The sequence below is a fragment of the Actimicrobium sp. CCI2.3 genome, assembly GCF_035019065.1.
Classification (GTDB): Bacteria; Pseudomonadota; Gammaproteobacteria; order Burkholderiales; family Burkholderiaceae_D; genus Actimicrobium.
In genome coordinates this window covers 1-22,543 of sequence record NZ_JASJWR010000049.1, presented here as the reverse complement: position 1 = coordinate 22,543, position 22,543 = coordinate 1, and the positions used below count along the sequence as shown (strand labels likewise).

The following is a 22,543-nucleotide window of genomic DNA, read 5'->3' as shown; positions in this document are numbered from 1 at the left end:
GCGATTCTATGCGGTCCCTGCTCAAATGATTCGCTCTTCAACCTGAAAAAGGCTTGCTTTTGAACAGAGTATCTACGCGACTGCCGGGCCGCACCCGGCTTGGTCATGACGGAGTGCATACAGAATCAGCAACCGCCGTCAGTGCATTCGGTGCAATAACCGCAACGCGGAAATTGGATGACAAGCACTCCGAATCCGCAACCAGGGTCAGAGTAATTTTCGCGATAAAGTCCGCGAAAAAAAACTCTGACCCTGGTTGCTACCGATGGGGGTTTGCGACCTCAGGAAAAAGCAAACCAGCCGGTTCGTGACGGAGCAAAAGCAACGCAAGACAAGCGCACCATCGCCATCAAGTTCATCATCAACGCCAACTGGTCAGCCAAGACCCACAACCACCGCAATGCTATGATCCCCGCAGCACCTCACCCGACTGCCCAACCCTCTCCCATGAACCCGCCATGTCCAGAAACCTGTTCCTGATAATGGCCACAAGCCTGCTCTCCATGTCCAGCCAAGCCGCTCCTGCCCTGCCAACGATCACCCCCGATAATCCGTTCTACGCCGCCAGCACCCTGCCCTATCAGCTGCCGCCGTTCGACCGCATCAAGGATGCCGATTACGCGCCCGCGTTTGCCGATGGCATGCGCCAGCAACTGACCGAGATGCGCGCTATCGCCGACAATTCGGCCAAACCAACCTTCGACAACACCCTCGTCGCGATGGAACGTTCGGGCCGCTTGCTCAATCGGGTCTCGGAAGTGTTCTTCAATCTCAGCGGCACCAATACCAATCCGGTAATGCAGGCACTCGAACGCGATCTGGCACCGAAGCTGTCGGCCCACCGCGATGCGATCCAGCTGGATGGCAAGTTGTACGCCCGCATCGACAAACTCTACGAACAGCGCACGACGCTGGCGCTGGACCCGCAATCGCTGCGCCTGCTCGAACGCGTCCACACCGACTTCGTGCGCGCCGGTGCACCACTGCCACTGGCCAGCCAGCAAAAGCTGCGCGACATGAATAGCCAGCTGGCCTCGCTGGCGACGACCTTCAGCCAGAACGTACTCAATGAAATCAATGCCTCGGCCATCACCGTCGACACCCGCGCCGAACTCGATGGCCTGTCCGACAACGCCATCGCCGCCGCCGCGCTCGCAGCCAAGGTACGTGGACTGGATGGCAAATACGTACTGGCGCTGGTCAACACGACTGGTCAGCCACCGGCCTCGTCGCTGACCAACCGCGCCTTGCGCCAGCGCCTGTATGACGCCTCGACGATCCGTGGCAGCCGCGGCGGCGAATTCGATAACCGTGCGATCGTGCTGCAACTGGCCAGCCTGCGCGCCGACCGCGCTGCGCTGCTCGGCTATCCGAGCCATGCGGCCTATGTGCTGCAGGAAGAGACCGCCAAGAACCCGGCCGCCGTCAACCAGTTGCTGGCCCGTCTGGCACCACCGGCCGTCGCCAATGCACGTGTCGAAGGCGACGCAATCCAGAAAATCATCGATGCCGAAAAAGGCGGCTTCAAGCTGGCTGCCGCCGACTGGACCTTCTACACCGAAAAAGTCCGCAAGGCCCGTTTCGATTTCGACGAAACCCAATTGCGACCGTACTTTGAACTCGAGAGCGTGCTGCAAAACGGCGTGTTCTTCGCCGCCAACAAGCTCTACGGCCTGACCTTCAAGGAGCGCAAGGACTTACCCGTGTACGACCCCAGCGTGCGCGTCTTTGAAGTCTTCGATGCCGATGGCAAACCGCTGGCGCTGTTCCTGGCCGACATGTACGCGCGCAGCAGCAAACGCGGCGGTGCCTGGATGAACAGCTATGTCGAACAGTCCGATCTGTTCGGCACCCGACCGGTGGTCGCCAACCACCTGAACATCCCGCAACCACCCGACGGCGAACCGACCCTGCTGACCTTCGATGAAGTCACCACTGCTTTCCATGAATTCGGCCACGCACTGCACGGCATGATGTCCAACGTGCGCTACCCGACCTTCAGCGGCACCAGCGTACCGCGCGACTTCGTCGAATTTCCGTCGCAGGTCAACGAGATGTGGTCGGTCTGGCCGGAAGTACTGGCCAATTACGCCAAGCATTACCAGACCGGCGCACCGATGCCGAAAGCGCTGCTCGACAAGGTGCTGGCTACGCGTACTTTCAACGAAGGATTTCGTACCACCGAGTATTTAAAAGCTGCGCTGATCGATCAGCAATGGCATCAGCTCGGTGCCGGCAACATGCCGACCGACGTACTCGCCTTTGAAGCCGAGGCCCTGAAAAAAGCCGGTGTTGATTACGCACCAGTACCGCCGCGTTACCGCAGCACCTACTTTTCACACGTGTTCGCAGGGGGTTATTCTGCCGGGTATTACGCCTATATCTGGAGCGAAGTGCTCGACGCCGATACAGTTGAATGGTTCAAGGAACACGGCGGCCTGACCCGCAAGAATGGTGACTGGTTCCGCCAGACATTGCTCTCGCGTGGCGGCAGCGTCGATGCGATGCAGCTGTTCCGCGATTTCCGCGGGCGTGATGCAAAGATCGAACCGCTGCTGGTGCGACGGGGGTTGACGGCGCCGTAGCGACGGATTTTTTGAGTCGTCGGGATGGGCGACGGTGACCGGGACATTTGGTGCAATGCCCTTCGGTTATTGCACCCTACGATTGAGCGGGAGTCGTGGGGGTTGATGTTGATGTTGATGTTGATGTTGATGTTGATGTTGAAGTGGTAGTTGACCTGTTCCGCATTGAAGCAGCTGCCAAAAGTCGGAGTCAGGCAGGGGATAAGAGTGACGCATGTTTGAGCGAAGCGAGTTTGCGGCACTCCCCCTGACTGGCTCCGGCTTTTGGGAACCCGCAGGGCAGCCGCTTCGCGGTCGCCTTTTTCTTGGTTACTTCTTTTTGGCGAAGCAAAAAGAAGTGACCGGCTGCCGGGCCGCCCCCGGCTAGGTCGTGGCGAAGCACATACAGAATCAGCTACCGCAGTCAGTGCGTAGGGTGCAATGCCCTTCGGTTATTGCACCCTAAGGTACCAGGTCATGACGGCGCGCATTCGGTTATTGCACCCTACGGGACTCCGCCTGTGTCACGTCACACCGCACCACCATCAACCCTGCCCGAAACCCAATGCGCACCGACGGATTCGGAAACACCACCCGTTCTTCATCATGCCCGACCCGGTACTCAACCAAACCATCCGTCGCGATAAGTGCGTCACGCGGCAATACCGTGAAGTTGGGTGTCGTGCCATCGAATGTCATGTGGAATGCCTCGCTGTGCTTGATGATTTCCTGCACGACCTCGAACACCAGCGGCACCTGCGGTATCGTCGGCGCGGTGTACCCTCGCAGCGTCCGCGCCAGCGTCACCGAGGCGGCGGCGAAGCGACCGGGATCGTTGTTACCCAGCGTACTGACCTGCCCCAGCTCGACCGTGGCACTGGTCGCACCGAGCTCGGCGGCGGTATAGGCACTGAAGGTGCTGGCGGTACTGCGATTGAGGATGACGGCCGCCATCCCGGCGTGTCCCAGCAAGGCGATCAGCGCCTGCCGGTCGGTCGCTGCGATACCGTGCGGGATCATTGCAAAAGTCGGATAGAGCGAGCCCCGGATGGCCGTGTGCAGATCGAGGTGCAGGCGTGGTCCGGCAGCCCGTGTAAAAAAGGCGCGGCTGGCCAGCATCAGCTCGTCAGCACGTGCGGCTTCGGCCGTCGCCGACAGCAACCCGCGCTCGCGACAGAACAGGCGATTCAGGTCGACGTCGATGAAGCGTTGCGCCTGCCGGATCGCGGCAATATTGCCGACCACGATCATCAGGTTGACCGCCAGCTGGTGCGGTTGCCGGGCCAGCACCTCGAGCAACTGCGCGAGCAATTCGATCGGTGCGGTTTCGTCGCCATGCACGCCAACCGACAACAGCACGCTGGCACGGGACGCATCGCCAACGATCTGCACGACACCGGCAGCCGGTTCGCTGACGGTAAAACCGGCGGCGACAAAGTGCGGCACGATGCCTCTGAAATCGGCTGCGGCCAGCGCTGCAACCGCGGGTAACAGCGTCATGCGCCCTGCGCGACGACAACGGTATCGCCAACCGCATCGGCCAGCGACCAGGCTTGCAGTACGGCAGACTCGAGACCGGCTTCGGCAGGCGCCAGCGTCAGGTTCAGCGCCGCAATGGCAGCCGCAATCACGCCCGCCGGATCCGCCGCCAGTCGCGGCAACACATGCGTGAGCAGGCGTTGCTGGGCGCGCCGCAAGGCCTGTAGCGCATGGCTGCGCAAACCATCCTGGGCCGGATTGGCCGATGGCTGCGTGAGGGCGTGCTCGAGCAAGTCGATGCCGGACTGGCGGCGCAACAGCATGCCGGCCTGCAAAAAGACCGGCAGGCTCATGTCCGCCGGACGAGGCACCGACAACGCCGCAAACAGGAAGTCGGCCATGCCGGCGATGGCATCGAGGCTGCGCACTGCTGCCACGAAGTCGGCTGGCAAGCCATCGGCCTCCTCAGCCAGTGCCAGATCGGCCTCGCCGACCAGCGTGCGTAGCGCCGCAGCGTCGGCAAAGAGGCGGGTCAGTTCATCCATGCTGCCCGCCGCGCGACGCTGCTGCGCCGGCACCGATAGCACACCGGCCATGACTGCCTGCTGCAACACGCGGGTACGCCGATCAATGTCTTTCGAGACGGCGACCGGCACCGTCAGCGCATGCGTGTCGAGGGTCGCGAACAGCGGTGCCAGATTCAGTGCGGACCAGGCGCGCGCCCAGGCGCATACCACTTCGGTACTGCTGACGCGGAACTGGCGTGCCAGTATGCCGACCTGCAACGGCCCGCACCGATTGACCACTTCGTTCGCCAGCACCGTGGCCAGGATCGCATTGGCCAGCGGATGGGCGAGCGGATCGCGGCTGGCCACCAGTGCTGGCGGAAAGTACGGTGTCAGTACCGTGCGTGCCCAGCTTTCCTCGATCAGCGGCGATTTTGCCAGCAGTGCCTTGAAATGATTCTTGACGTTGGCAATCACCACCGCCAGTTCCGGTGCGCTCAGGCCTTGACCGAGTGCCTGCCGGCGTGCCAGTTCTGCGACGCTCGGTAACTGTTCCAGTTCGCGCGACAGCACGCCATCGGCATCGAGTTCGGTGATCAGCGCGGCGTAGGCATCCTGCACGGTGCGGTCTTGCTGGGCCTGGGTTTCACGCGTGAGCAAATGGGTTTGCAATGTGTTGTCGCGCAAGACCAGCCGTTCGATGTCGTCGGTGATTTCGGTAAGCATCGTGTTGCGTCGGGTGGCGTCGAGCGTGCCGGCATTGACTTCGGTATCGAGCCAGATCTTGACGTTGACTTCATGGTCGGAGCAATCGACACCGGCCGAATTGTCGATCGCATCGGTGAAGATCGCGCCACCGGCCATCGCAAATTCGATGCGACCGGCTTGCGTCGCACCGAGGTTGCCGCCTTCGGCCACGACCTTGCAGCGCAGCGCCTTGCCGTCGACCCGGATGGCGTCGTTGGCGCGGTCCTTGACTTGCTCGTGGGTCTCGGTCGAGGCCTTGATGTAGGTGCCGATGCCGCCGTTGTAGAACAGGTCGACCGGTGCCAGCAGGATCTGGTGCAGCAAGGATTCCGGTGCCAGGCTGGTTGCGTCGATGCCGAGCGCGGTGCGTGCTTCGGGCGACAGCGCGATGCTGCGCGCACTGCGCGGCCACACGCCGCCGCCTTGCGAAATCAGGGATTTGTCGTAGTCATCCCATGACGAGCGCGGCAGCGCGAACAGTCGCTGGCGTTCGGCAAACGAGGTCGTCACGTCCGGGGTCGGGTCGATGAAAATGTGGCGATGATCAAAGGCAGCTACCAGCTTGAGCTGGCGCGACAGCAGCACGCCGTTGCCGAACACGTCGCCCGACATGTCGCCGACACCGACCATCGTGATCGGCGTGGTGTTGATGTCGTGCGCCATTTCGTAGAAGTGACGCTTGACGGCTTCCCACGCACCCTTGGCAGTGATGCCGAGTTTCTTGTGGTCATAGCCGTTCGAGCCGCCCGACGCGAACGCATCGCCGAGCCAGAAGCCGCGTTGCACCGCAATCCCGTTGGCGATATCGGAAAAAGTCGCGGTGCCCTTGTCGGCGGCCACCACCAGATACGGATCGGCGCTGTCGTAGCAGACCGTGTCAGCCGGCGGCACGATGGTGCCCTGCTTGCGGTTGTCCGTCAGGTCGAGCAGACCGGCGATGAACAAGCGATAGACGGCTTCGCCTTCGGCGGCGATGGTCTCGCGTGCCGCCTCCTTGGGCATCATCTTGCAGACGAAACCGCCCTTGGCTCCTGCCGGCACGATGACCGCATTCTTGACCATCTGGGCCTTGACCAGACCCATCACTTCGGTGCGGTAATCCTCCATCCGGTCGGACCAGCGCAAGCCGCCGCGCGCCACCGGACCACCGCGCAAGTGGACCCCCTCGAAGCGCCGGGCGAACACAAAAATTTCGCGGTACGGACGCGGCTCGGGCAGCAAGGCCAGCGCGCTGGCATCGAACTTCAACAGCAGCGTGTCGCCACGCTGACCGCTCTGGAAATACGAAGTCCGCAAGGTGCCCAGCATCAGGTCGGCCACGCTGCGCAGGATGTCTTCGGTATCGGCGTGATTGACGTCGAGCAGATTGGCACGCAGCGCCGACAGGGCAGCGGTGCCCGCAGCACGCTGCAGATCGCTGGCCGCCGGATCAAAACGTTGCTGGAAACTTTCGACCAGGGTGCGCACATGACCGGGCTGCTTGCGCAGGCAATCGGCGATGTAGCGCAAGCTGAAGCGGCAACCGGCCTGGCGCCAGTAACTCGCATAGGCGCGGATGACCTGCACTTCGCGCAGGCGCAAACCGGCTTCGATGGCCAGGCCATTCATGCGGCCGTCTTCGGCCTGATCATTGAACAGGGCTTCAAACAGTTCCTGCGCCGCCCCGGCCACGCGGGTCTGGCTCAACTTGGCCGCGCTGGCCGGATCGACGCTCAGGCTGGTGATGAAATAATCGGCATCGTCCGTCACCGAGACCTTGTAGGTTTGCTCGCGTTCGATCTCGACGCCGGCATTGTGCAACGCCGGCAAAATCATCGACAGGGACGGCACGCTGTTCATCGAAAACAGCCGGATGCTGACCCGGTTGCCGTCCGCACTGTCGCCATCAATGCGCACCGTCACCGGTGCGGCGTGCGCGGCCCGCTGCAAATTGAGGATGTCGCGGTAAGCCACTTGCGGCGAAGTCGCCGCCACATAGTTGACCGACAGCGCTGCGCGCAGTTTGTGCAGGTAGTTACGCACTTGCGCATCGACGGTGCTGTCGACCAGCGTATCGAACGTCGTATGCCAGCCGTCGACGGCAGAGACCAGCGGCAGACAGATCGCTGCATCGAGATCATCGAAGCGGCGTGCGCCAGTAGCGATCAGGTAGATGCGTGCCAGCGGGCCGTCGCTGACCTGGGTTTCGGCGCGGACATCGGTCGCGCCCGAGCGTTCCTTGAGTTCTTGCGTGATGGTCCGGACCAGCGCAGCGCTGAAGCGCTCGCTCGGCAGGTACAGGATGACGTTGAGGTGCCGGTCGTAGACATCGCGGCGGGCAAAGGCGCGCGTGCGCGGTTGCTTGTAGAGCGACACGACGTTGCTGCACAGCCGCGCCAGCCAGTCCGGATCGGCTTCCATCGCCTCGGTACGCGGCAGCGACTCCAGAATTTCAAGAAACTTCTCGGCACGAAAACCATTTTGCCGGACCCCGGCCAGCGTCAGCACCTGCTTGATGCGACCGCGCGCAAACGGCAAGCGACCCAGCGCAGTGGCCGCCGCAGCGCGGGTGAACAAGCCGATGAAGCAATGCTCGCCTTGCAGGTGGCCAGTGGTGTCGATGTCGCGCACCCCGATGAAGTCGAGGTGCAAGTCACGGTGCAATGTCGACTGGACATCGGCCTTGACGATGGACAGCGTGTCGTTGCGCCTGGCCAGCAAATCGAACTCGCCGGGAATTCCGGCCAGGCAGGTGTCATAGACCGGATGGGCCGGATCGCGCAGCACACCGCTGCGACTGTTGAGGTCGCGCACCAGTTCGTGTTCGCCCGGCAGCGCACGGTAATACGCATAGCCGAAAGTTTCGTAACCGCCATCGCGGGCCCATTCGATGAAGGCGGCAACCTCACGGCCCTCGTCAGTACCGTTGGCAGCAGCGAGTGCCGCCACACCCGTCATGCGGGTTTCCATCATCGCAGCATCACGCTGCACGCTGGCGGCATCGCGGGTCACCATGCTGATGCGCGCGCTCAGTGCGGCCAGCGAGGTGCTGTCGAGCGCATCCGACAACAGGCACAGCACGTAGGACTCGAACGGATCTGCCCCGGTGCGCGCCGATTGCGATCCGGTGATGCAACCGTGTTCGTCGCGCTGCACCGACAGCACCGAATTGAGTACGGCGCGCGAACGCACGCCCTGCTTGCGCAAGGCCATCACGATCGAATCGACCAGATAAGGCATGTCGGGATTGAGGATCAGCAGTGCGGTGGCCGTGCCGCCGTGTTCTTCGGCGTAATCGGCAGCGATAATCTGGCTGGCACCGGCGTTGCATTGTGCGGTACCGGAAAATGCTTCCCACAGCGCCGATGCCAGGCTCTGCGGGGTCAGACCGGCCAGGTCTTCTTCATGCAGCGAGTCGAGCCAGACTTCAATGAGTCGGGCCACCGGGTTGGCCTGCGCCTCACCAGCGTGGGCCAGAACCAGTTGCAAAGTTTGTGTGCGTAGATCGTGTGACGAAGCGTTCATGGATTCCTCAATCGTGACTTGTGGAGCAGACATTGGCGAATACGGGCCGAAACGGACAAAGCGGTTGACGCATTGACCTCGAGTCTAGGGCCTCCGGTCCCGTTTCTTGTTTTGAATATACCGCGTTCGCCGTAGCTTGTTTGCCGGCTCCCACGCTTACAACAGCGAGTCACGGTCCAAAAAATAACTGGCCACCGTGACTCAGGCGTCGCCGATCTTGCCAAGAAAGGCGCGAATGCGGTCGTTGCCGCTGTCACCGAAAAATTCTTCCGGCGGCGCTTCATGCAGGATTTCGCCTTTTTCAAAAAAGATCACGCGGTCCGCTACTTCGCGGGCGAAACCCATTTCGTGCGTGACGACAATCATTGTCATGCCCGAACGCGCCAGGTCTTTCATTACGTCGAGGACTTCCTTGATCATTTCTGGGTCAAGCGCGCTGGTCGGTTCATCGAACAGCATGACCTTGGGCTGCATCGCCAGCGAGCGGGCAATCGCCACGCGCTGCTGCTGCCCGCCCGACAGCTGGTGCGGGTACTTGTGCGCATGATCTGCCAGCCCGACCTTGCCCAATAATTCAAGGGCAACCACATTGGCTTGCGCGCGCGTCATGTTGCGCAGCCGGCGCGGTGCCAGCGTGACGTTGTCGAGCACGCTCAGGTGCGGAAACAAATTGAAGCTCTGAAACACCATGCCGACTTCGCGCCGTACCGCATCGATGTTCTTGAGGTTGTCATTGAGTTCGATGCCGTCGATGACGATGGTGCCGCTGTCATGCGTTTCGAGCCGGTTCAACATGCGCAGAAAGGTCGACTTGCCGGAGCCGGAAGCACCGATGATGACCGTCACTTCACCCTGAAAAAAATCCGCCGAGACGTCGCGGATCACATGGAACTGACCGAAGTGCTTGTTGACATTGACGGTGCGGATCAGCGGAGTTTTGGTGGCGCTCATCCGTGACGCTCCACATCCAGCTGGCGCTCGATCGCACCGGAAATCTGCGTCATCACGCTGGTCAGGATCAAATAGATCGCGGCTACCGTGACGAACACCGGAATCGGCTGGAACGTCACCGACTGGATGCGGTTGCCGATGTTCGACAGCTCGACCACGCCGATCACGTAAGCCAGACTGGAATCCTTGAGCAGCGAAACGAAGTTATTGACCAGCGGCGGCAACGCGATACGCATGCTCTGCGGAAAAACCACGTCGCGAAACGTCTGGAACGGACTCAGCCCGAGCGAGCGCGCCGCTTCGGCCTGCCCCTTGTGGACAGCCAGAATACCGGAGCGTATCGCCTCGGCATTGTAGGCCCCGGCATTGAAAGCCAGCGCCACGACAGCCGAATAAAAATCCGACAGTTGCAGGCCCGGCACCAGCGCCGGCAGTGCCAGAAACACGAACAGCACTTGCACCAGCAATGGCGTGCCGCGAATGGCCCAGATGTAAAACCCGGCCAGCCAGCGCAGCGGACCAAACGACGACAGCCTGCCAAGCGCGGCCAGCATGCCGAGTACGATGCCGATCACGCCGGCCACCAGCGTCAGCGCCACGGTGATGCGTGCGCCTTCGGCAAATTGCTGCGCCGCCGGACCGATCGGTTCCGGCAGCCAGGCCATCGGAATGGCCATCAGCCAGAGAAAGAGCAGCAAGGCGGTAATCGCCAGGACTATCGTGACTGCGCTGCGACGCTGGCGTGACCAGCCTCGCGGCAGAAGGGTAAATGCTGCTTTCAAGGTGTTCTCCAGGGAGGGGCTGGGTCATGCGAGGAGCCAGCCGGACTAGCGTTATGACTTGCAGCGGATGTCTTCTTTAATGAACTTCTCGGAGATGGCCTTGTAGGTGCCATCCGCCAGCACTTCGGCGAGTGCCTTGTCGACGGCGGCGGCAAGGGGCGCATTGCCCTTCTTGATGGCGGCGGCGATCCGTTCGACAAACAGATAATCACCGACTTTCAGACCCAGACCCGGATTGGTTTCGGTGGCGGTCTTGACGACGAAGCGGTCACTGACCCAGGCATCGACGCGTCCGGCGACCAGTGCCGAGCGGGCATCGGTATCTTGCGGGAAGTTCTTGACCTCCTTGACGCCCACCAGTTTCCTGACGTTTTCCATGTAGGTCGAACCGGTCTGTACCGCCACCGTTTTGCCGACCAGCGAGGCAGCATCCTTGATGGTGGCGTCTTTGGAAACGATCAGGCCACCGCTGCAGTAATACGGATTAGTGAACATGACTGCTTTCGAGCGCGCGTCGGTGACGCCAAACGAAGCCATGACCATGTCCCAGCGATCTTGCCGCAAACCGGCCAGCAGCGCATCAAAGGCGAGGGCTTTCCATTCGATCTTCAGGCCCATTTTCTTGACCATCGCTTCAGCCAGTTCGACTTCAAAGCCGGTCAGCTTCGATCCTTGAAAAAAATTAAACGGCGGATACGCGCCTTCAGTGGCGACGATGATCGTGCCAGAGGCCTTGATTTCATCAAGGCTGCGGGCTTGCACGGCAGCGCCGAGCAGCAGGCCGGTAAGGACGGAAAAAGCAAACAGGAAACGTTTCATGGGACGAGGTTCTCCATTGGGGTGATGGCTTGTTGCTGTGGTGCCTGTGATGAGGCTAGCGTCAGGGATGAGTCCGAGGGGTGATACCGAATCGGGTCCGGCATTATCCCTGTTTCAGAACGCATACAGGCCAGGCAGGTGAAGAATTTTTGCCAGCGCCTCCAGCGCGCTGTTGACTTCGAGCGCCAGTTGCGGATCGGCCAGGTCGGCCGGAGCCAGTGCATCACGATAATGCCGCTCGACCCAGACTACCAGTTGCGCATACAGCGCCTCGGTCATGATGACACCCTGATGCATCGCCCCGGCTTCGGCCGCAGTCAGCGCTACCCGCAAACGCAGGCAGGCCGGACCGCCGCCATTGCGCATGCTCTGGTGCAGGTCAAAGCTGAGCAGTTCGGCAATCGGTCCGCCGCTCTTCACAAGACCATCGAGGTAGCGCGCCACGGCCACGTTGTCGCGACATTCCAGCGGCACCACCAGCGCCATCCGGCCATCCGGGCGCGTCAACAACTGGCTATTGAACAAGTAACTGCTGATGGCATCGTCGATGGCGACCTCGGTGCGCGCAACGCGGATCGGCATAAACGGCTGACCGATGCTACCCATCGCAAACTGCAAGGCGGCCAGCGTGGCCGGTTCGTCAAAAAACGCCTGGGCGTGATAGAGCAGCACATTGCCATTGCCAACCGCGATCACGTCATTGTGAAAGACGCCCAGGTCAACCACGGCCGGGTCCTGCGCGATGAACACGGTGCGTTGCGGCGACAGACCGTGCAAGCGTGCCACGGCCTGGCTGGCTTCCAGCGTCTGACGGGCCGGGAAGCGTTTTGGTGCCGGTGCATCAGGCTGAAATTCAACACGTCCATAGACAAACATTTCGACCCCGGGTGCGCCATGTTCCGAGGCCAGCCGCGTGTGGTTGGCCGCACCTTCATCGCCAAACGCAGGCGTCGCCGGCAACGCATCGTGGACCGTGAAATAGCCCGGATCAGCAAAGATCGCGCGCAACGTGCGCGCTGTCTGTTCCTGTTCATAGGACCGATGCAACTTGCTGTTGAGATTGGCCACCGTGAAATGGACATGGCCATCGGCACTATCGGCCGACGGACTGACGGTGGCGGCATTGGCGCTCCACATCGGCGCAGCCGAATAGGCCGACGCGAGAATGGCTGGCGCATCACGGAAGGCGGCGGCAATGACGTCGGCATCGCTGCCGCCAAAACCGATGCGGCGCAACAGCGCGAAGTTCGGTCGTCCATGCGGCGGCAGTACCGCTTGCGCAAAACCGCGTGCGGCCAGTGCCCGCATCTTGGCCAGTCCCTGCAATGCCGCCTGCTTCGGATTCGAGACGCTCTTGACGTTGTTGAACGAGGCGACATTGCCGAATGACAGGCCAGCATAATTGTGCGATGGCCCGACCAGGCCATCGAAGTTGAACTCGCGCGCAGGCAGCATGGTCATCCTTTAAAAAATCAGGCCGGGCGACAATTTCGCCGGCATCGCCAGACCCGCGCTCTCGATCGAGGCGACCGGATAAGCACAGTAATCGGCGGCGTAATACGCACTGGCGCGGTGGTTGCCGGACTTGCCGATGCCACCGAACGGCGCACTGCTGGCCGCGCCGGTGGTGGGCCGGTTCCAGTTGACGATACCGGCGCGGGCGGTCTCGAGAAAGCGTGCCCACAAGACCGGATCATCCGACAGCAACCCGGCGGCGAGGCCAAAGCCGGTGGCGTTCGAGGCGACGATCGCGGCCTCGAAATCGGCCACCCGCAGCACTTGCAGCAGCGGTCCGAAATACTCGTCATCGGGCACGCCATCGACCCCCGTCATGTCGACGATCCCGGCCGACAGCAGACCGGTATCGGGCACCAGCTGGCGCATGGCCAGCAAGGTCTTGCCGCCCAGTCCGACCAGTTCGGCCTGCGCTGCCAGCAGTCGTGTTGCAATCGCTGCCGACACGACCGGCCCCATGAATGGGGCCGGGTCGGCATCGGGTGCGCCGACCCGGATCGCGGCGGCGACCTCGACCAATCGGGCGATGAACGCATCACCGCGTGCGCCCTGCTCGACGATCAACCGGCGCGCACAGGTACAGCGCTGACCAGCGCTGACGAAGGCCGAAAAAATCGCATGATGGACCGCCGCATCGAGATCAGCGACATCCCATACGACCAGCGCGTTGTTGCCACCCATTTCGAGCGCCAGCATTTTGCCCGGCTGACCGGCGAACTGGCGGTGCAACTGCACGCCGGTTGCGTAGCTGCCAGTGAACAGAATGCCATCGAGCGTCGGGTCCTGCGCCAGCGCAGCACCGGTGTCGCGTGCGCCATTGAGCAGGTTCAGTACACCGGGCGGCAAGCCGGCTTTGGCCCACAGGCGCGTTGTCATGAGTGCAGTTTGCGGTGCATATTCGCTCGGCTTGAAGACCAGCGTATTGCCGGCAATCAGGGCCGGAACAATGTGCCCGTTGGGTAAGTGACCGGGGAAATTGTACGGTCCGAAGACGCCGAACACACCATGCGGGCGGTGCCGCAAGACAGCGATGCCGTCGGCTACCGTGGCGGTCGCTTCGCCGGTGCGGGCCGCATGCGACTGCAGCGAAATATCGACCTTGGCGGCCATCGAGGCGACTTCGGTGCGGGCTTCCCACAGTGGTTTGCCGACTTCCTGCGCGATGGTCTGCGCGAGCGCTTCGGCGTGCTCGCGCAACAGGTCGCGAAAGCGCAAGGCAATCGCACTGCGCTGGGCCAGCGGCGTCATTGACCAGCTGGCAAACGCGGCGCGGGCGGCATGACAGGCGCGCTCGACTTCATTGACACCGGCGTGCGTACCTTGCCAGACCGCCGCGCCGCTGGCGGGATTGATAACGACCAGTTCGGCACCGCTGCCGCTGATCCATTCGCCATTGATGTAGTGACTGTGCATGGTTACTTTCTGCTCGAATTGAGGGACATCGTGCGCACCGGATCGCCCGGTTCGCATGCCAGTAACTGACGGTCCAGCGCCGACAGCGCGATGTGTTCCTGCTGGTTCAGCGCGTGCGCGGCGATGACGCGGAAATCCTGCATCGTCGTGTTGGCAACGAGGATGGCATGGTCGGTCGCGGACGGTTCGGTGGCATCGACGATGGCCAGCGTGCTTTCACGGATCGCGCGCAATTCGCTGATGCGCGCCTGCAGCACCGGACCGGCATCGAAGATGTCGACATAGCCTTCGTAATGCAGACCTTCCTGTTCCAGCAAGCGGCGCGCCGGTGCGGTGTCGACATGCACCATGCCGATGACATCCTGCGCCACCTTCGGCAGATAGGCGACATACAGCGGATGACGCGGCATCAGTTCGGCGATGAAGGATTTTTTGCCGAGGCTGCTGAGGTCGTCGGCACGGTCGAAGTCCATCTTGAAAAAATGCTGGCCGAGATGATCCCAGAACGGCGAGGTGCCATCGGCACGCTGGAAGCCACGCAGTTCGGCAATCAGCCGTGCCGGAAACAACTGCGGAAACTGGGCGATGAACAGGAAGCGACTCTTCGACAGCAGCTTGCCATTGCTGCCGCTGCGGTAGTCCGGATGCAGGAACAGCGAGCACAGTTCGGCGCTGCCGGTGAGGTCGTTGGACAGATACAGCGTGTCCATCCGCGAAAAAATATTGAGCTCGACACTGGAATGCACCAGCGTGCCGATGCGGTAGTTGTAGAACGGTTCGTCGAGTCCGACCGCGCCCTTGATCGCACAGACACCAACCAGCCGATGGTCGCGGATGTCTTCCATCACAAAGAGGTAATCGCGCTGTTCGGGCGCGATAGTTTCGGCAAACGAGGCGCAGGCAATCTCGACGCGCCTGCTCATCATCGCCAGGTCCGGCTTGAACGTCGTCATACCGCCGCCGACCTGACCGGCCATCGTCATCAAGCCATCGAGGTCTTGCGCGCGGACGGCGCGCACCACGCAGTAGCTTTCATTGGGGGAGTTGGTCGTCATAATTTCACGCCATGGACCGTGTCACCGGGCGCAACCTGCAAGCTGCGCCGGGCTTTGGCCGCACCAGCAGCATCGGTGAGGTCGCCATGCTGCGGTCAGTACATCCTGCATCAAAGGGGTCTCATGCAACTTACAGGGCAGGTCTATCATGCGCAACTCCGTCAACTAGTTCGTCCCAGTATAGACAATGCGAAGCTAAGTTCACTTCAAAATGAAACTGGCTTTAAAAAATGCCCCAGCAACCGTAGGGTGCAATAACCGAAGGGCATTGCACCGACACAGACGCAACGCCCCACCTCAACCAAACCGGAACGCCGACAGCGTCGTCTCCAGCACGCGATCCGAAAATATCCGCTGGCCGGCATCATCGTGCGCAGCACCGGCTACGACCATCAATGGCAGCAGGTGTTCTTCCGCACCCGGCGGATGCGACAGGCGCGCCGATGGCGCTTGTGCCCAGTTACTCAGCGCTTGCCAGCGGGCCTCGGGGGCGGCTTCGACGGCGCTGGTCAGCCAGCGATCGAATTCGTCCGAAATTGGTCCGAAACGGGGATCACCATATCCGCGCATGTTATGAAAACTCATGCCGCTGCCGACGACGAGCACGCCTTCATCGCGCAAGGTGGCCAGTGCCAGCCCGGCTTGCAGGTGGGCTGGCGCAGACAGGTCACTGCGCAGCGACAATTGCACGACCGGAATGTCGGCATCAGGAAATACCAGCTTGAGCGGCACGAAGACACCGTGGTCGAATCCTCGCTCCGGATCGACCTGTGCCAGCAACTGCGCCTGCGTCAGCAAATCAGTAATGCGTTGCGCCAGTGCTGGCTGGCCAGGTGCCGGATAGTCCAGCGTGTAGGTATGCGGCGGAAAACCGGAGTAATCGTAAATCAGCGTCGGCTCGGTCACGCCGGTGACACTGAAGGCCGGTGCCTGCCAATGGGCTGATATCAGCACGATGGCGCTCGGACGCTGCGGCAACGTAGCCGATAATCCCTTCAGAAAATCGGCCATACGAGTCCATGCCTCTGCGGGATTCCACTCCATGAAAAAGCACGGGCCGGCACCATGCGGAATAAATAGTGCTGGCATGCGGGTGGAATGGATGGGCATGGCAGGCGTTCCTCAAAGTGAATGTCGACGACGCACAGTATCACTGCTAGCAAATTGTCCTGGTTGCAGCCTGGCAAGGGGATGGTTTGCGTTCGACAGAAACGGCATTCCGCTCGGCCGGGTGGCTCGCTGTCAAGACATCACACTGGCATTGAGAACGACGATGCCGCCCTGTGCAAAAACAAGATTCCATGACCTGGTGGCACACCTGCTCTAGTGGGTCGTCACGCCGGATAGCGCATGGAAAGTGGCTGCGGCGGCTGAATTTATCCGACAGCGCCCCGCGGAGAAACCTAAAAAACCAACCCCCGTATTGATCTCACTTAACACAGAAAACCGTATTTTGCATTATGAATTTCGCATAATTCATACAGTTTGCAAGGCCAATCATTGACAATTCTCAATACATAAAGCTTTTTGCTGTCCGAGAATAGCCCCGACTGCAGATGGGCACTCGAACATTCGGAATTCGACAATCAGCAGCCTTCGTTTCACCCTCCCACCCACCTCGCCCAACCTTCGCCTCGACAACCAATATCACCAAAATTTTTTGGTGTGCGGTCGCCATCGCTTGCAGTTACTCAGCAATTTCTTGCGCTTCACCTCTGAAGGATAGACATGAAAATCTCAACCGCTTACAGAACGGTTTTATTCGGTGCCTTGCTGTGCGTGCCCTTATGGGTTAAGGCACAGACAGTGACCAGTTTCACGGTCGTCAATGCTGACACAGGGGCCGACATTGGCACGTTCACCTCTGCTGGCACAGTCTCGCTTCTCGGCAACCCGAATATCAACGTACGTGCTAACACGACGGGCACAAAAAAAGTGATCTTCACCGATGCAACAGGAAGTACCCGAACCGAGAACTTCGCACCCTACTCGTACAAGGGAGATACCTCGGGGGTGTATTACAAGTGGACCCCGTCTGCAGGCAACTATGTCATCACCGCCTTGCCGTTTTCAGGCAACGGCAAGGCAGGTACCGCTGCGACCATCACACTAAAACTCATCAACGGACCAACACCAGCACCAACACCAACACCAGCACCAGCACCAACACCAGCACCAGCACCAACACCAGCACCAGCACCAACGCTGACAATAACACCGGCACTTACCATAAGCTTAGACAAAAGCATGACCGTAAGCGAACCTGACAACACGGCAACCCTGAAGGGAAGTGTCAGCGCATTCAACGGCGTCGTAGTCAGCACCGCCTGGACTCAGGTCTCCGGGCCGACCACCGCGTCCCAAAGCGCGTCCAGTGGCAACATACTTACTGTCAGCGACTTGCACGGAGGCGACTACGTGTTTCGTCTTACGGCGACGGATAATCGGGGAAATGTTGCCTCTGCCGACGAAAAGGTCATTGTTGCCCCCGGTACGTACGCCGATGTTCCCGGTCTTGCGGAGTCCGAACAGTATCGATTTCAAGTACGAGCAAACGTGCCAGGAACTTCCTTTGTCAAGAGTTTTGCTTTCATCACGAAGGTAAAAGACCCTGCAAATAACGATCTCAACGACACCACGTATTTCGGGGCATTGGCAGGGTGGAGTAATACCTACACAAACTTTGTGATGACCGACCCTGTGGAAGTTGAAATCAGCCGAACGGACGGCAGTGCAATTACCAGCGCTGTGGTCCATCCCACGGTGAGAGCGCAGGCCGCTACTGTCAGGAATGGCAAGGCTTACGTAGTAATGAATAAACCTGCCCAAATCACTGTTGATATTGATGGCAAGATGGACACGCAAAACACAGGATTTGGATATAAAGGTCCTCCAATCCACACGGTGACGGTCTTTGCAAATCCCCCGATCACCAACCTTCCCAAGTTGGGCGATGCGGGTGTCTATGCCGTCGAGCCCGGAACGAAGCCGCCTACCGACAGGAACAGTTACACCACGCTTTATTTTAAGCCGGGCGTTCACGATATTGGCAGAGCCTTTCCCGTCTGGTCTAACAAAAAATATTATATTCCGGGCGATGCCATTGTCTATGGCACGTTAAACAGCGAAGTAAACGGCTGGCCTACCGAGAACGTTAGAGTATTTGGTTATGGGACGCTGTCAGGTGCCCGGCTGCCCCACCCAAGTTTCGACAAGAGCGCGGCTCCCGCAGGTGTTGGTGCTCCCAGCAACCCCGTCTATTTTGGGGGCGCAATCAACACCTCGCTAGAAGGGATCACCATCGCAGATTCTGCGCATCATTCCGTCCAAATGTGGGGCTTTGATACAACCAAGCCGACACTCACCAAATGGGTAAAGATTTTTACGTGGCGAGGAAATGGCGATGGCATCAATCCTTGTTGCAATATGAGAGTCGAAGATACCTTTTTGAGAACCCAGGACGATGCGCTTTATACATATGGTTTAGGAATGGCAAGACTGGTCTTGTGGAACGATGCCAATGGCACGGCGTTTGTGATGAACGCTCTACAGCAATTTGACAAGCCGGAGTACGTCATTGAGGATTCCGATGTGGTCTATGAACGTGCCGTTTGGCATCATTGGGATGGTGGACGAGTCTTCTCTGTGCGACCAGGGAGCAGTGTGAGAATTGGCGGTAACGTTACTTTTAAAGACATCAGAATTGAGGATCAATTTCCAACTTACCAGACATTCCTTCTCGAAACAGGGGACGGTTTGTGTGACATGACCAGTACGTCGCCGGGTCCTTGTGGGTTGACCGGGGTAACTTTTCGGAATATCACGGTAGCCGCCAAGAGCGCTTTCGGCTACCCGGAAATCCTTCAAGGGTATTCGACACAGCCCATTAACAACGTTACGTTCGATAACGTCGTTATCGCAGGGAAAAAAATAACCAGCTTAAGTGACTTCTCGAATAAAGATTATGCTTCGAAAAACATTACCACCGAAGGCAACAAAGCCGTTGACACTTCGACTGTGAAGAACATCACTATCAAATAGTTGTCAATAAGCCCCCCAGGAATACCGTTCGTGGGGGGAAATCACTTCACACACCATTCCTCAGGTAGCCAAGTTGGCGTTGTCGCCACGCTCGGTAGCGACATCATTGTCTTGGCTCCCAATCCGCTGGCACGAACAGGCTGAGCAATCAAGGGTCTGCCGTGTTCGGTCTCTCAGGCGTGATGCCGTGCAATCGGACAACTCGGTGCCGATGCCTGCACGATGCAGTAGCAGCAGATGCATGCCATCTTCGGGCGGACGTGGCCGATCACACGGAAGCTGGCCGGCACGCCTGCAAGCTGTTCGGCCGTACCGTCGCCGGGGTGGTGCCAGCAGCAAGCGATCCTGCACAAGCGCCTCCGGCAAATACCATCGGCAAAAGTTTGACGCTGTCGCTGTCGACCTTACGAAGTTGACCTTTTCTGAACAGTTTGCGCGAGGTGAAAATCTGGTTGACGTTGACATCATGTTCGCGGGCCACGCACGAGACGCAGTCCTCAGGCAGCGGTCATCGCACGACGATTCCGCGCCTGAATTCCACCGTGAGTTGAGCAATGGTGTTCATGATCCGGGACATCTGCCGCCGTCTTGCGTCACGCGGGACAGCGTATTGAAAATCTGCAGAGGCGACTGAATTTATTCAACCGTTGCCTTCGGAAAAACCTAAAAATCTGGTTACGGATTAATTTCCCTAGCACAAAAAAAGCGTTTGGCATTACTCATTTCGCATAATTAATACTGCTTGCGAATTCATTCATTGATAATTCTCAATACTTAAACCTTTTTGCTGTCCGAGAATAGCCCCGACTGCAGATGGGCACTCGAACATTTGGAATTCGACAATCAGCAGCCTTCGTTTCATCCTCCCACCCACCTCGCCCAACCTTCGCCTCGACAACCAGCATAACCAACAATTTTTGGTATGCGGTCGCCATCGCGTGCAGTTACTCAGCAATTTCTCGCGCTTCACTTCTGAAGGATAGACATGAACATCTCAACCGCTTACAGAACGGTTTTATTGGGTGCCTTGCTGTGCGCGCCCCTATGCGTCGAGGCACAAACGGTGACCAGTTTTACGGTCGTCAATGCCGACACGGGGGCCGACATTGGCACGTTCACCTCTGCTGGCACGGTCTCCGTACTTGGCAACCCGAATATCAACGTACGTGCTAATACGAAGGACACCACGAAAGTGGTCTTCACCGATGCAACAGGAAGTACCCGCACAGAGAACTTCGCACCCTACTCGTACAAGGGGGATACCTCGGGCGTTTATTACAAGTGGACGCCGACTGCAGGCAACTATGTCATCACCGCCTTGCCGTTTTCAGGAAACGGCAATGCAGGTGCTGCGGCAACGATCACGCTGACAATCACTAACGGAGCAACACCGACACCAACACCAGCAGCAACAGTGACCAGCTTCACCGTCGTCAATGCTGACACGGGGGCCGACATTGGCACCTTCACCTCTGCTGGCACAGTCTCTCTTCTCGGCAACCCGAATATCAACGTGCGTGCTAATACGATGGACACCACGAAAGTGATCTTCACCGACGCAACAGGAAATATCCGTACGGAGAACTTTGCACCCTACTCGTACAAGGGCGATACCGCGGGCGTTTATTACAAGTGGACCCCGACTGCTGGCGATTATGTGATCAACGCCATGCCATTTTCAAGCAAAGGTAAAGCAGGTGCCGTGGCGACGTTCACACTGACAATCATCCCTGGACCAACACCACCCCCCGTAGCCAGATCAACACCAACCGTCGTGGCGCACACCTATACCAAGAACGACGGCCCGCCCAAAAATCCTCACAAGGGCTGGAATTCCGGCAATGATTACGCGGATAACGACGCGACCGTTGGAGGTCAATACCTTAAGTGGAAAGACTTCGAGCCAAATGCTGGTGAATTCAATTTTAATGTAGTGGAAGAGGTCCTTAACAAGGAGGGCACGCGCGGAAAACATTTTACGTTGCGGGTGTTCTGTGACTGGGATGCCAATGATCCGACCCCTGCTGGCCCTACTTGGCTTTACAGCGAAGGAGTCAAGAAAATCATCGGTGCCGACAAGACCTCCATCACTGATTACAACGACCCCATCTTCGTTAAGGAGGCAGTGAAGGCCATTGAGGCTTTGGGGAGTCGATATGACGGTGATCCACGGGTTCATGCCTTTCAACTCGGATTTCTTGGCTTCTGGGGCGAATGGCATAGCGTTTGGTTCCACTATCCTGATGGAACTGGTTATACCATTGCCCTTGAAACGCAAAACGCCATCATCAACGCCTTCAAGAAATACTTTCCAAAATCAAACCTTCAGGGCCGTTATCCTTGGCGCGAACCACTCAAATCAACCGGCGGCATCGGTTTTCACAATGATGCTTTCGTGCCAAACACGGAGCATAGCGATGAATTTGACAAAGCCTTGCGTGACGGCGGTCAGTGGAAGAACGGCCCAATCGGTGGCGAAACGCCACCGCGCAGCGCCACAGAGCGGGCCGCAGATATGATCGCCATGCACACCACGCCGAAGGGCCCGAGCATGATCGCCACAGGACATTACTCGACCATGGCGGGTGGCTATAAAGAACCCATGGGAGACCCATACTACGAAAGTTCCATGCGGCTCAACAAGATGATGGGCTACAACTTCCAGATCGCATCGGCCAATTTTGCCGACACCGTATCCACCACTGACACCATGTCGATACAGTTAATGGCCTCAAACATTGGTGTGGCACCGACCTACCACGCCTGGCAGGTTCAATTTGCATTGCTCAATGGCAAGGATGAGCCAGTGGTGCAAGCGCCAGCCGACTTCCGGCTAGCGACCGTGCTGCCGGGAACGTCATTCTCGTTATCCGCCAATTTACTTCCCGGCAGCGTCACTCCGGGAAACTACCGGCTAGCCGTAAGGGTGATCCAAACGGATGCCGATCTCGCGAAGGCGAGTCCCTGGAAACTGGATGCCAGAAATACCTACATTCTCTTTGCAAATGATTTGCCAATCGTGGATGGCAGTTGGCGCGCAGACAATGCGTTGCAAGGGGGATGGTCAGTCCTGGGGTCTATCTCTCTGCACTAGGAGCCTGTCGGACTTAGGGAGAATCGGCTGCAAAAATACCTGGACGGTCCATATTTCACCGCTTTCTTGGCCA

At 59.2% G+C, this 22,543-nt stretch carries 13 protein-coding genes and 1 pseudogene; 4 read left to right on the top strand and 10 right to left on the bottom strand.

The features are described 5' to 3' along the window. The first annotated feature begins 458 nt into the window (after positions 1-458). Positions 459-2,585 carry a M3 family metallopeptidase gene (locus QN370_RS19460; protein ID WP_322128420.1) on the top strand — a complete coding sequence of 709 codons (2,127 nt, stop codon included), beginning with the start codon at positions 459-461 and terminating at the stop codon, positions 2,583-2,585. Between the two features lie 474 nt (positions 2,586-3,059). On the opposite strand, the gene QN370_RS19455 is transcribed toward QN370_RS19460, so the two are convergent. From QN370_RS19455 to QN370_RS19415, 9 genes are all read right to left on the bottom strand, one after another. Beyond that, complete coding sequence (locus QN370_RS19455) at positions 3,060-4,064, bottom strand: succinylglutamate desuccinylase (protein ID WP_322128421.1); 1,005 nt, start codon at positions 4,062-4,064, stop codon at positions 3,060-3,062. After that, the gene (locus QN370_RS19450) at positions 4,061-8,800 is read right to left on the bottom strand and encodes an NAD-glutamate dehydrogenase domain-containing protein (RefSeq protein WP_322128422.1); all 4,740 of its coding nucleotides are present in this window, start codon (positions 8,798-8,800) and stop codon (positions 4,061-4,063) included. Before QN370_RS19450 ends, QN370_RS19455 begins: the two co-directional genes overlap by 4 nt. A 201-nt stretch (positions 8,801-9,001) precedes the next feature. Continuing rightward, on the bottom strand, positions 9,002-9,751 hold the full coding sequence (locus QN370_RS19445; RefSeq protein WP_322128423.1) for an amino acid ABC transporter ATP-binding protein: 750 nt from the start codon (positions 9,749-9,751) through the stop codon (positions 9,002-9,004). Beyond that, positions 9,748-10,533: an amino acid ABC transporter permease gene (locus QN370_RS19440; RefSeq protein ID WP_322128424.1), complete on the bottom strand. Its 786-nt coding sequence runs from the start codon at positions 10,531-10,533 to the stop codon at positions 9,748-9,750. Before QN370_RS19440 ends, QN370_RS19445 begins: the two co-directional genes overlap by 4 nt. A gap of 51 nt (positions 10,534-10,584) precedes the next feature. After that, on the bottom strand, positions 10,585-11,352 hold the full coding sequence (locus QN370_RS19435) for an ABC transporter substrate-binding protein (RefSeq protein ID WP_322128425.1): 768 nt from the start codon (positions 11,350-11,352) through the stop codon (positions 10,585-10,587). A 114-nt stretch (positions 11,353-11,466) separates the two neighbouring features. After that, positions 11,467-12,804, bottom strand: coding sequence for an N-succinylarginine dihydrolase (astB, locus tag QN370_RS19430; protein WP_322129183.1), 1,338 nt, complete (start codon positions 12,802-12,804; stop codon positions 11,467-11,469). 12 nt (positions 12,805-12,816) lie between these two features. Next, positions 12,817-14,280, bottom strand: coding sequence for a succinylglutamate-semialdehyde dehydrogenase (gene astD, locus QN370_RS19425; RefSeq protein ID WP_322128426.1), 1,464 nt, complete (start codon positions 14,278-14,280; stop codon positions 12,817-12,819). A 2-nt stretch (positions 14,281-14,282) separates the two neighbouring features. Beyond that, entirely contained in the window at positions 14,283-15,335 is a 1,053-nt protein-coding gene (gene astA / locus QN370_RS19420) for an arginine N-succinyltransferase (protein ID WP_322128427.1), read from the bottom strand. Positions 15,336-15,632: 297 nt separating this feature from the next. Continuing rightward, a complete protein-coding gene (locus QN370_RS19415; RefSeq protein ID WP_322128428.1) occupies positions 15,633-16,445 on the bottom strand; it encodes a class III extradiol ring-cleavage dioxygenase in 813 nt (270 codons plus the stop codon). A 618-nt stretch (positions 16,446-17,063) separates the two neighbouring features. On the opposite strand from QN370_RS19415, the gene QN370_RS19410 reads away from it, so the two are divergent. Next, a complete protein-coding gene (locus QN370_RS19410) occupies positions 17,064-19,376 on the top strand; it encodes a PKD domain-containing protein (protein WP_322128429.1) in 2,313 nt (770 codons plus the stop codon). Between the two features lie 185 nt (positions 19,377-19,561). On the opposite strand, the pseudogene QN370_RS19405 reads toward QN370_RS19410, so the two are convergent. Further along, a pseudogene (locus QN370_RS19405) lies at positions 19,562-19,696 on the bottom strand (IS66 family transposase zinc-finger binding domain-containing protein); the annotation flags it as partial. Between QN370_RS19405 and QN370_RS19400 the strand changes: the two are divergent. Together QN370_RS19400 and QN370_RS19395 are read left to right on the top strand one after the other, a co-directional pair. Continuing rightward, positions 19,637-19,792: a hypothetical protein gene (locus tag QN370_RS19400; protein ID WP_322129215.1), complete on the top strand. Its 156-nt coding sequence runs from the start codon at positions 19,637-19,639 to the stop codon at positions 19,790-19,792. The pseudogene QN370_RS19405 and the gene QN370_RS19400 overlap by 60 nt on opposite strands. A gap of 569 nt (positions 19,793-20,361) precedes the next feature. Next, complete coding sequence (locus tag QN370_RS19395; protein WP_322128430.1) at positions 20,362-22,470, top strand: DUF4832 domain-containing protein; 2,109 nt, start codon at positions 20,362-20,364, stop codon at positions 22,468-22,470. Positions 22,471-22,543: the final 73 nt, after the last annotated feature.